Consider the following 11,825-nt stretch of genomic DNA (forward strand, 5'->3'; position numbering starts at 1 on the left):
CTAGTTATTTCATTTTAAAGAGTAATAATAAGTCTCCATATCCCTCTCTCTCCATATCATTTCTAGAAATGAAGCGGAGGGCGGAAGAGTTTATGCAATATCTCGTGCCTTTAGAACCGGGGCCATCAGGAAAAACATGTCCAAGGTGTGAATCTGCGTCCCTGCTGCGCACCTCGGTCCGGGTCATTCGGTGGCTGAGATCCATTTTTTCATTGACACTTGCCGACATGATTGGCTTCGTGAAGCTCGGCCATCCACAACCGCTATCATACTTATCCCGCGAACTGAATAGGGGCTCCCCAGAAACGACATCCACATAAATCCCTTCTTCAAAGTGATCCCAATAGGCATTATCGAAAGGCGGCTCCGTGCCATTTTCCTGGGTGACATGAAATTGAATTTCGGTTAAGGTCTTTCTAAGGTGTGCATTATCCTTAGGCCAATTTTCTTTTATGAAAGTATCCCGTCCCGAGCCTTTACGATACAATGCATAGCGAAATTGATTTTTCCGATAGAATTCTTGATGGTATTCCTCAGCCGCGTAAAATTTCCCCGAGGGTAGAATACCCGTTACAATAGGTTCCTTAAACCGCCCACTCATCATTAAATCTTCCTTCGATTGCTCTGCTTCCTGTTTCTGACGTTCATTAAGATAGAAAATGGCTGCCTTGTATTGCTTTCCCCTATCCGAGAACTGTCCTCCGTCATCCGTTGGATCGATTTGCTGCCAAAATAGCTCCAATAACGCTTTATAGGGAATGATCGATGGATCGAATTCCACTTGAACCGCTTCAACATGATCAGTCGAACCGGTAATCACTTGTTTATAACTAGGCGCGGCAAAATTACCGCCCGTATAACCCGATGTCACTTTAATTATCCCATCCATTTCATCAAAGGGAGCGACCATGCACCAAAAACAACCTCCTGCAAAGATAGCTGTTTCTATTCCACCCATCGTCATCCTAAAACTCCCCTTCACGTTTGTCATTTTATGTATTATATACCAGTAAGCCAAACACCTTCAAATTCAAAAACCATTGTTTTCAATCTTTGCTACACAAATATAAAAGAGGCACTTAGGAGTAAACCCAAGTGCCTCTTTTATATTAGATCCGTTAATTAAAGTATCACACTTACGATGATCGCTGATAGGATGCTGACAAGCGTCGCACCGTATAGCAGCTTCAAGCCGAAACGGGCCACAACATTTCCTTGTTTTTCATGAAGTCCTTTGACTGCACCTGCAATGATTCCAATAGATGAAAAATTAGCGAATGAAACCAAGAAAACTGAAACGATCCCTATTGTCCTATCGCTCAAGGCTGCTGATGCGTCCCCTAAGCTCAGCATGGCAACGAATTCATTTGTTACTAACTTCGTCGCCATGATTCCGCCTGCAGTAACTGTTTCTGAAATTGGTATCCCCATGATAAAGGCAAACGGGGCAAAAATATACCCCAAGATGTCTTGGAAGCTGATGCCGAAGATCATGTCGAATACACTGTTGATTCCTGCAATTAATGCAACGAAACCAATTAACATCGCGGCTACAGTGATAGCAACCTTAAATCCATCCATGATATATTCCCCAAGCATTTCGAAAAACGACTGCTTCTCTGCCCCTTCTTCAACAGGGAGAATATCATCTTCATCCGTTACCGTATAAGGATTGATAATGGATGCAATGATAAATCCACCAAACATGTTAATAACAATAGCCGTCACAACATACTTTGGTTCAATCATCGTCATATAAGCACCGACTATCGACATCGATACGGTTGACATGGCTGACGCACAAAGCGTATACATGCGAGATGGCGGAATGGCACCAAGTTGTTTTTTCAAGGTTATGAAAACCTCGGATTGGCCCACTATTGCTGACGCTACCGCATTGTAAGATTCCAATTTACCCATCCCATTCACTTTACTTAGCAAAAATCCAATCCACTTCATGATGAACGGAAGGATCTTGAAGTGCTGTAAAATCCCAATTAATGCCGAGATGAATACGATAGGAAGAAGGACATTTAAAAAGAAGGGCGATGCTCCTTCGTTTACAATCCCGCCAAATACAAAGGTGATCCCTTCATTTGCCCATTCTAAAAGTTTTCCGAACCCATCGGCAATCGAATTGATGATCACTAAACCAAACTTCGTATTTAATAATAGATAAGTTAAAATAAGCTGCATGATCACCATGAGGATGATCGGTTTAATTTTAACTTTCTTCCTGTCACTGCTGGCTAAGATAGCTAGTCCAAAAACAATAAGCAGTCCTAAAATTGCAATCAGAAATTTCATATATTCTGCCTCCACTAAGGGTGAATTTAATGTTCGTGCATTAATAGTAGGATACCCTCAAAAAAATTTATGCAAACGTTTTCTCTTTTATCCAAAATACATGTACGTACCTCTCCAGAAGTCTATATTAAACTAATATTTTTTTTAGTGCAATTATTATTTCCCTTTTTAAAATAACAATTAGTGACAATAATGGGTTTCGTGAATTAAAAAAGAAGGCTCCCCTTCGAAAGGAACCTTCTCTTTCCTAAAATAATATCGATTTTTTTAGGCTGCTGTTTTTCTGGACATCATCGATGTAACCAATCCTGTGCTTCCAATTACAAAGATGATGATTGATGCAGCAAGCCCGCCTACCCCTTGATAAAAATTGATGAATTTACCTGCAAAAGAATCTCTGCCTTGGAAACCGCCACCACTTGGCATCTCCCCCGGAGTTCCAGAACCATTAGGCCCGTCCGCCATACTGCTCTGTGTATCATTTGGTGTTGTTTCCGCAGTTGAATCATCGGTTGCAGCAGTACTGCTCTTCGATGATTCTCCCGTTGCATCAGATTCAGTTGTGTTGCGGTCAACAGGCCGATCCATCATCGCTTGACCATTAATGGGTTCATTGCCGCTGCCATTCACATACATCATGATCCCGATGACTGCTTGAGCCATCAAAAGGACCGAAGCCAATATTCCAACCAAAAAGTGTAACTTACCAAGTCTATTCATCATGAATTCTCCTCCGAAAATAAATCTAATTCTCATAAGGATTATCTAAAAAGACCCTTAATTTTTCCTTAAGCAACAAGAAAAAATTAAGAGTCTATTAGCTTATTAATTTTTCTTTTGATTTTTTGGAAAAGTGATTTCAAAACGGGTGCGTTCATTCTGTTCACTTGTAACCTTGATGGTCCCTTGATGTGTGTTTACAATCCATTTGGCTATGGATAGACCTAAACCGGAGCCTTCATTTGCTGAACGGGATTGCTCCACTTGATAAAAACGGTTAAAAATCAAGGGGAGGTCTTCCTGCGGAATGCCTTTTCCATTATCCTCTACAGTAAGAATGATGGATGAAGCATTCTTTATGCAGGATAGGGAAATCTCCCCGCCTTCCTCGGTGAATTTCATGGCATTATCTACCAAGATTACCAATAGCTGATGAATTCTCTCTTTATCCCCATGAAACACCACCTGTTCGGGAGCATGGCTAATGATTGATTTCTCTTGAAAAGAAGCTATATCCGTATACTGTTCCACGATATCGATAAGTAAGTCATCAAGGAAAAAGTTCGATTTCTTAACCTCCATTTGATTCGAATCCGTTCTGGTTAAGGTCAATAGTCCGTTAACAAGCTTATTCAATCGGCGGACTTCTTTCGAAATGATGGATATATCAACGGCTTTTTCCTCGATTGTCGCGTTCGGTGATTGAAATAGCAAATCAGCCCGCGATTGAATGACAGCAAGCGGCGTTCGAATTTCATGCGAAGCATCCGAGACAAACTGCTGCTGCTGATCCCAGGATTTCTTGACTGGTATAAGGGCCCGTCCTGCTAGAAGATAGCCTGCCCCTACCGCCACTAGACTTCCAATTCCTCCACCAACAAACAATATGAGCAGCAAGCGATCGAGCATTTCTTTTTCTGTATCCACATTCCTGATGAATTGTACGGCCATCTCACCATACTTCGTATCGACCTTGGTGGAAAGGGCCCGATACGTGTATCCATTCACCGATATTTCTTCAATCCCATCAAAAGTTTCAGGGAAAAATTGTTGTTCATTGACCTTAAAAAAATGGTCTACACTCAGTCTTGGCTCAATGATCGTATCATCTGGTCCCCAAACGATGACACTCGGTCCCGGTCCTAAGAGAAATTCACCTTGCGGACGTCCGCCTGGCATGCCTCCATTATTGAAGTCCCTGTAATCCTTTTTAAGTGAATCATTGACATCCTTATAGATCTGATTTTCCGTATAGAAATAAATTGTTCTGCTTAAGATGGCTATTAAGACAATAAAGACGATAGAATTCAATAATGTTAGTTGAAGCCGTGTTTTTTGGAACATAATGATCCCCTTATGGTTGTTTTAGCATATAACCAATACCCCGAACGGTTTGAATATCTTTATGATAATTGAAAGGTTCCAATTTTTTTCTAAGGTGATGGATGAACACTTCCACAATGGCAATCGTCGTATCTGAATCAAACCCCCAAATGCGGTCGAAAATCTGCTCACGCGTCAATATTTTTCCATTATTTTGAATTAAATACTCCAGTAACTCAAACTGTTTCAAGGTCATTTTAATGACCTTTCCATCAACCAAAATATCCTTTTCTTTTTCCAACAGTTCAATATCACGGTATTTCACATGCTGCTCAAGCGATATAATACCACTCCTTCGAAGCAGGGCACGAATCCTGGCCTTAAGTTCCGGTGCCTGGAACGGCTTGACTAAATAATCATCGCCACCCATTTCCAATCCTCTGACACGATCCTCAAGTGCATCTTTTGCCGTCAAAAACAAGACACTTGTATCTATTCTTGCTTCCCTGATTTTCCGGACGATTTCAAATCCATCGATTCCCGGAAGCATTACATCCAAAATGATGATATCGTATATACTTTGCTGAGCCATGAATAGCCCATCTTCCCCATTATCCGCTGTATCCACTTCGTATTCATCCGTCAAAATTTGTCGGATCGATTCTAATAATGAAACATTATCTTCTACCACCAAAACCTTCATGTAGGGTACCTCCCAACCGCCTCAATTGTGATATATGTTGATTTTATCCTTTTTCATATGCAAAAGAAAGCGGGCTTTTAATCGCCTGCTTTCTTTCAAATTGAATGTTCATTCGTGACGCAGTGCTTGGATTGGATTTAACCTGGATGCCTTATTGGCAGGAAATACGCCAAAGATTATCCCGATTAAAATGGAGAATAAGAAGGCAAACAATGTCACCGACCATGAATAACTAATCGTTAAACTTGAAAAAACTGAAATCAATTTTGCGATTCCCAATCCAATTCCAACTCCCAGCAATCCCCCTAAGCAGCTCAAGACCATCGCTTCAATTAAAAACTGGAGAAGAATCGATTTCCGATTTGCCCCAATTGCTTTTCTGATCCCGATTTCCTTCGTCCTCTCTGAGACGGAAACCAACATGATATTCATGATTCCAATTCCGCCTACTAGTAACGAAATACTGGCAATACCGCCAAGCATGAGTGTGAACGTATCCGACACAGAGCTCATTGTATCCATCAGATCTTCTTGATTGGACACAGAATAGTTATCACTCTGATCTGGGAATGATGTGGTCATCGTACCTTGTACCTGGTACATCGCCCTATCAATGATATTCTCGTTATCCGCTTTTAAATATACCGTTCCGATTGTCGTGCTGCCTGTAGCCCTTTCGGCAGTGGTGATCGGTGCAATGATTACATCATCCCCGCTCGATCCCATTGAGGTGCCTACCGATTTCAGCACTCCGATCACTCGATAGGAAACGCCGCCGATAAGAACGTTCTGGTCCACAGCTTTTTGATTTTCAAAAAGCGTGTTGGCTGTATCCGATCCCAGGACAACGACCTTGGAGCGTAATTCCGTTTCCATATCCGTCAAAAACCGGCCTTGACTGAGCTCTAGATCCCTAACTGATAAGTAGGATGAAGTTGCACCGGTCATTGAAACCTGTGCCGATGCTTCTCCGTTTTTAGCATAAACGCGGCCAGTGACCACGGGTGCAACTTCCGATATCCCGCCCAGATCTTTAAACTGTTCAATTGTGTCATCCGTCAACTCCACGGAGTCGGTATCCGTGACACTTACCGTTATCAGGTTCGTTCCCAGGCTATTGATCTCATCCTGAACGGACTGTGAGGAACCCTGCCCAATCGAAACCAGAACGATTACAGAGGCAACTCCAATTATGATCCCAAGCATGGTTAAAAATGCTCGGACTTTATTGGTTTTGATACTGCGTATAGCCATCTTCATTGATTCGCTCAGGTTCAATCCAATCACCTCCGTTTTCAAATAGCTGACCATCCTGTATCCGAACGACACGAGTTGCTTCTTTTGCCACTTCCAAGTCATGGGTTATAAGAATGATTGTTTGTCCCTTTTCATTCAACTCTTTCAGCATTTGCAGCACTTCTTTACTCGTTTTGCTATCAAGAGCACCCGTCGGCTCATCCGCCAATAAGACGGGAGGATTACCGGCAAGTGCCCTTGCAACCGCAACCCTTTGCTGCTGTCCACCCGAAAGTTGGGTCGGCAAATGATTCTTCCGGTCACTCAGTCCTACCATATCAAGGCACGCATTGGCCACTTCTCTTCTTTCCTTCAAACTTGCCCCTCTATAAACCAGGGGAAGTTCGACATTCTCCAACGCTGTCAGTTTTGCCAATAGGTTGAAATTTTGAAAGATGAATCCTATTTTGATGTTTCGAATGGCAGCTAACTCATTATCCTTCATCTTTTCCACTTCTTTTCCATCAAGAAGATATTCACCCATGTCAGGCTTGTCAAGGCAGCCAATCATATTCATGAAGGTCGATTTCCCTGATCCGGAAGGTCCGATGATGGAAATGAAATCACCTTTATCGATTGTAAGACAGACATCTTGAAGAGCCTTAACCGTTTCGCCGCCTAATTCATACGATTTGGACATGTTGTTTATTTTTATGATGGGGTTCGCCATATTACTGACCTCCCTTGCCACTTGGCATTCCGCCACCGTTTAGCATCCCGCCGCTCGGCATTCCGCTGCCACTCTGCATTCGTATTTCGCCACCTTGGCCTCCCCTCATTCCATCGCCGCCACTGCCAGTGGAACTTTCATTGATGGTAATGGGCAAGGAAACATACTGACCCTCTTCAAGGCCTGAAGTTATTTCAATATACCTATCGTTACTAATCCCAGTCTCAACCGTTGCCTTTGTACTGGTAGCCCCTTCAGTTGCACCGGATTGTTGTATATTCACATATTTCTCTTCACCGTCCATTTGGACTGCTTCAATCGGAACATATAAAACATCTTTTACACTATTCGTCACAATGCTTACTTCAGTAGACATCCCAATTTTTATATCGCCAGGTTTGTCAATCTTGATAGTGACATCGAATGAAGAAACACCATTCTCATATGTACCTTCCTTTGCTACACTCGTCACTTCACCCGTGAACGTTTCATCTTCAAAAGCACTGGCTTTAATTTCAACTTTTTGTCCTTTTTTAACACTTGGAACATCCAATTCATCAACACTGATCGTGGTTTTCAATTTTTTATAATCCGTAACATGTGCCACCACTTCACTGCTTGATACACGATCCCCTTCTTCTACATCCAATGTTGTCACGGTACCATCGAATGGGGCCGTTATCGGATCACTTCCATCCGTGAAGGTAATGAGTTCATCACCTTTCTCAACCAACTCATTCTTCGCTACAAGGACTTCATCCACTTCATCCGTTACCGAGGAAGTGATGTCCTCACTATTGATTGCGGCGACCGATCCGGAACCGCTTATTTGAACTTCAAGATCTCCCTTTTCTACCGTAGCCGTCACCGACTTTGCAATTACAGGCTCAGCATTATCCTTCATGAAAAACCAAACGCATCCCCCGATCGCCAGCACTAAAACCGTACCTATCAATATCAACTTTTTCATCATTTTTCTCCTTTCAGATTTCCTTCGTTGAAACCAGTATCGTGAAAGAAGCTTAACTTTTCCTTAATGGCAGCCGGTTTGATTTCCTTGACGTTCGTTCAAGCCAGCCTTTATTTTTGCTTGTACCCATTTCTCTCAAATAATGATTAAAACTATGTCGAACGAAAAAAGAGTTAATTTTAGCATTTAAATTTACAATATATTCTGAAAAATATATACTGATACTGTTATCAGAAAAATTGGTAATGAAAACCAAATTAATTGAGATGAAGGGGGAACCAACTTGGCATCAAACGATTCAATCGCAAAGGAAACCGAGGTAAGCGCTTCCACTGACTACACCAAGATTGTCCAATCACAATCATTTCAAGAACTCCTAAGGAAAAAACGCAATTTCATCGTCCCACTATCCATCTTTTTCATGGTCTTTTATTTCACCTTACCCATACTAACTTCCTATTCTAAAGTCCTTAACTCCTATGCTTTCGGGGCAATCAGCTGGGCCTGGGTTTTTGCCTTCGCTCAATTTATCATGACCTGGACATTATGCATCCTCTATTCCAAAAAAGCTGCGAAATTTGACCAATTAGTAGAAAAAATCGTTAAAGAAGCGAAAGGATAAAGGTGAATTTACATGAATATACTTGCTTTCATATTATTTCTAATCATTGTCGGGCTAACATTGGTCATTACCTATTTTGCTTCACGGCGCACTAAAACGACCGCGGACTTTTATACGGCGGATAGCAGCCTGACTGGCTGGCAGAATGGCTGGGCCATTGCGGGTGATTATATGTCCGCAGCCTCATTTTTGGGGATAGCCGGCATGGTCGCACTCTCTGGATTTGATGGTTTTTTCTATAGCATAGGTTTTCTGGTTGCATATCTGGTCGTTCTCTATATCGTGGCCGAACCGCTCCGTAACCTTGGTAAATATACACTGGCGGACATGATCGCTGCCCGCTTCAATGAAAAGAAGGTACGCGGGGTCGCCGCCCTTAACACCATTTCCATTTCAACCTTTTATATGATTGCCCAACTGGTCGGTGCAGGTGCCCTTATAAAACTCTTACTTGGAATTGATTATCTATACTCCGTCATCATTGTTGGTATTTTAATGACCGTCTATGTCGTATTTGGCGGTATGACGGCCACCAGTTGGGTCCAAATCGTAAAAGCCGTTTTATTGATGGCAGGTACATTCATCATCTCCATTATCGTGTTGGCGAAATTCGACTTTAGCGTGATCGAGATGTTCAAGCAGATGAAAACAGCCACCCCTTTAGGCGGGGATTTCCTCAACCCAGGTAACAAATTCAAGGATCCTTTGGATACTTTATCCCTTAATTTGGCGCTGGTACTCGGTACAGCTGGACTTCCTCACATTCTCATACGTTTCTTTACGGTAAAAGACGCCATCACAGCCCGCAAGTCCGTAGTATATGCCACTTGGATCATTGGCATCTTTTATATAATGACCATTTTCCTGGGCTTTGGAGCGGCAGCTTTTGTTGGATATGACAAAATCATAGCCGCGAATGCTGCCGGCAATATGGCCGCTCCGCTGCTTGCCGAAGCCATTGGAGGTGACTTCCTGTTCGCCTTTGTTTCTGCAGTTGCTTTCGCAACCATTTTAGCGGTTGTAGCAGGTCTCGTTCTATCGGCAGCTTCTGCTTTTGCCCATGACTTTTATGGCCACATCATCCGTAAAGGTCAGGCCACTGACAAAGAACAAGTCGTTGCAGCCCGTTGGGCATCCATCGGAGTATCCATTCTCTCCATCATCCTTGCTTTATTTGCCCAAAACATGAATGTCGCCTTCCTTGTTTCACTTGCCTTTGCCGTCGCTGCCAGTGCCAATCTGCCCATCATCATCTTCACGGTATTCTGGAAACGTTTTAACACAGCCGGGGCTGTTACGGGCATGATAGTTGGACTGGTCAGTTCTTTATTGCTTGTGTTCCTAAGTCCCAATGTCTGGTCACCGATAGAGGGAGCGGCAATATTCGTTGGGGAACCATTATTCCCGCTTGCCAATCCAGGCATCGTCTCGATCCCGATTGGCTTTATCGCAGCCATCGTCGGAACTCTGCTGTCAAGCAAGAAAGCTGATGCCAAAAAATTCGATGAAATATTGGTTACAGCTAACACTGGAATGAAAGATCCTATATAAGCTAGATTACTTATTATGTTAAAATATAAAAAAGAGAAAGGAGATCCAGGTATTCCGCCTGCTCTCCTTTCTCTTTATTTAGAAACATATTATCAGGAAGATTAATTGGATTCCTTTACCCTAACTTCTCAACCTTAACTTCCTTCTATTGTATTTAGTTACCAACTGGTTCATGACTTCTGCAAAGATCAGCCCCATCGCAATGGCACCAGCCAGCATGAAGACCTTGGCGGCCAATTGAACGGCGACATAAAAATCATTTCCGACAAAATGCTTCATCGCATCATACGACAAACCTCCAGGCACGAGGGGGATGATTCCCGATACATTGAAAATCGTGATTGGCGTTTTATACCTTTTAGCAAAATACTGGCTGATGACCGCAACGATGAATGCAGACGCTAATGTTGCAATGATGCTGTTTATCTCATTTTCAACCAAAGAATAATATAGAAGCCACCCTAACATCCCCACGAAACCACATTGAAACAATGAATTTTTCGGTACATTGAAGATGACTCCAAAGGCGGCTGAGGCAATGAAACTTGTAATAAGCTGTGCAAACATCATTCTTCCTCCCCTAAAATCATAAGAAAACAAACGCTGCAGATATTCCTGCCCCAATGGCTAAAGCAGTCAAACCTGCATCCGCACCCTTGGATAGACCCGAAACTAAATGGCCTGCAATTAAATCCCTGGCTGCATTCGTAATTAACAGACCTGGCACAAGGGGCATCACCGCTCCAATGATTATCGTATCCAAATGACCTCCAACACCAATCTGGACAAAGAACATAGCTACTAAACCCACAACCAAAGAGGCAATAAATTCAGCAAAAAAACGAACTTCCAGTAACCTGTGCAAATAAAGCAGGCAGGAGAATCCCATTCCCCCAGCTATACAGGACCAGATGAAATCATTCCACTGTCCTTGAAACATGATTAAAAAACAGCCGCTCGCTATAAAAGCTGCAAAAACCTGACCCCACATGGGATACCCCATCCCAGCCTTTTCGATTTGTTTTAATCGTAAATAAGCTTCCTCCGGTGTCATTTCCTTGCTGGAAATGCTTCGGGATATACTGTTAACAAGCGTTACCTTATGTAAATCTGTAGATCGTTGGGAAACTCGAATCAATTTTGAAGCTGGGTGCATACCATCCAGAGAAAAAATGATTCCTGTAGGTGTTGAAAAACTGTGTGAGTCACCGCATCCAAAAGCTGCAGCAATTCTCACCATCGTATCTTCCACCCGCGAAGTTTCCGCTCCGTTCTGAAGCATGATTTTTCCCGCAAGCAAACATACATCTATAATTTCATTGTATGGTAACTGATCATCCATTTTATCCTCTCCATCACTTTCTGCATGAGTTTCTCTCAATAACAGATAACGATCTTACCAGTTTAAATCCACCTCATAATAGCCCAATTCCTGTGAAAAGGATATAAAAATATTACCTATTTAAATTATTAACACCATCTAATTGCAGTGCTGACGTCCTTAGTACCAGTATTCCCTTTATTTCTTGCTGAAACCTCTTAGAAAGCAGAAAAAAACCAGTGGGAAACTATTAATGAGTGTTGTTACTACAATAAAAAAAGAATGCGAGGCACTACCCACCCGCATCCTTTCTTCATCATCTCGTTAGTGTTTTGCTTACTT

General features: G+C 42.4%; 12 protein-coding genes. 2 read left to right on the plus strand and 10 right to left on the minus strand.

Annotated features, from left to right (window positions below; genetic code table 11):
- Positions 1–4 precede the first annotated feature (4 nt).
- The 8 genes from msrB to ABIE66_RS27495 all read right to left on the minus strand — a co-directional run bounded on the left by msrB (position 5) and on the right by ABIE66_RS27495 (position 7,989).
- Complete coding sequence (msrB, locus tag ABIE66_RS27460; RefSeq protein WP_370016915.1) at positions 5–964, minus strand: peptide-methionine (R)-S-oxide reductase MsrB; 960 nt, start codon at positions 962–964, stop codon at positions 5–7.
- A gap of 158 nt (positions 965–1,122) precedes the next feature.
- The gene (locus ABIE66_RS27465) at positions 1,123–2,307 is read right to left on the minus strand and encodes a NupC/NupG family nucleoside CNT transporter (protein WP_370016916.1); all 1,185 of its coding nucleotides are present in this window, start codon (positions 2,305–2,307) and stop codon (positions 1,123–1,125) included.
- Between the two features lie 267 nt (positions 2,308–2,574).
- Entirely contained in the window at positions 2,575–3,027 is a 453-nt protein-coding gene (locus tag ABIE66_RS27470) for a hypothetical protein (protein WP_370016917.1), read from the minus strand.
- 105 nt (positions 3,028–3,132) lie between these two features.
- Entirely contained in the window at positions 3,133–4,371 is a 1,239-nt protein-coding gene (locus tag ABIE66_RS27475; protein WP_289327149.1) for a sensor histidine kinase, read from the minus strand.
- A gap of 10 nt (positions 4,372–4,381) precedes the next feature.
- On the minus strand, positions 4,382–5,053 hold the full coding sequence (locus ABIE66_RS27480; protein WP_289327150.1) for a response regulator transcription factor: 672 nt from the start codon (positions 5,051–5,053) through the stop codon (positions 4,382–4,384).
- Between the two features lie 108 nt (positions 5,054–5,161).
- Positions 5,162–6,364, minus strand: a complete 1,203-nt coding sequence (locus ABIE66_RS27485) for an ABC transporter permease (protein ID WP_370017127.1) — start codon at positions 6,362–6,364, stop codon at positions 5,162–5,164.
- A complete protein-coding gene (locus ABIE66_RS27490) occupies positions 6,279–7,019 on the minus strand; it encodes an ABC transporter ATP-binding protein (RefSeq protein ID WP_289327151.1) in 741 nt (246 codons plus the stop codon). The genes ABIE66_RS27485 and ABIE66_RS27490 overlap by 86 nt, the downstream gene beginning before the upstream one ends.
- 1 nt (position 7,020) lies before the next feature.
- The gene (locus ABIE66_RS27495; protein WP_289327152.1) at positions 7,021–7,989 is read right to left on the minus strand and encodes an efflux RND transporter periplasmic adaptor subunit; all 969 of its coding nucleotides are present in this window, start codon (positions 7,987–7,989) and stop codon (positions 7,021–7,023) included.
- A 301-nt stretch (positions 7,990–8,290) separates the two neighbouring features.
- Here ABIE66_RS27495 and ABIE66_RS27500 point away from each other — a divergent pair, with 301 nt between their 5' ends.
- Both ABIE66_RS27500 and ABIE66_RS27505 read left to right on the plus strand, forming a co-directional pair.
- Complete coding sequence (locus ABIE66_RS27500; RefSeq protein ID WP_370017128.1) at positions 8,291–8,611, plus strand: DUF485 domain-containing protein; 321 nt, start codon at positions 8,291–8,293, stop codon at positions 8,609–8,611.
- Positions 8,612–8,623: 12 nt separating this feature from the next.
- Positions 8,624–10,162 (plus strand): solute symporter family protein, encoded by a 1,539-nt coding sequence (locus ABIE66_RS27505; RefSeq protein ID WP_289327153.1) that lies wholly within the window; start codon positions 8,624–8,626, stop codon positions 10,160–10,162.
- A 120-nt stretch (positions 10,163–10,282) separates the two neighbouring features.
- Here the strand turns inward: ABIE66_RS27505 and ABIE66_RS27510 are convergent, their stop codons facing one another.
- Positions 10,283–10,732, minus strand: a complete 450-nt coding sequence (locus ABIE66_RS27510; protein WP_370016918.1) for a threonine/serine exporter family protein — start codon at positions 10,730–10,732, stop codon at positions 10,283–10,285.
- A 16-nt stretch (positions 10,733–10,748) separates the two neighbouring features.
- Positions 10,749–11,504, minus strand: a complete 756-nt coding sequence (locus ABIE66_RS27515) for a threonine/serine exporter family protein (RefSeq protein ID WP_289327155.1) — start codon at positions 11,502–11,504, stop codon at positions 10,749–10,751.
- Between the last annotated feature and the right edge of the window lie 321 nt (positions 11,505–11,825).

This window comes from Peribacillus sp. B2I2, assembly GCF_041261685.1.
Taxonomy (GTDB): domain Bacteria; phylum Bacillota; class Bacilli; order Bacillales; family DSM-1321; genus Peribacillus.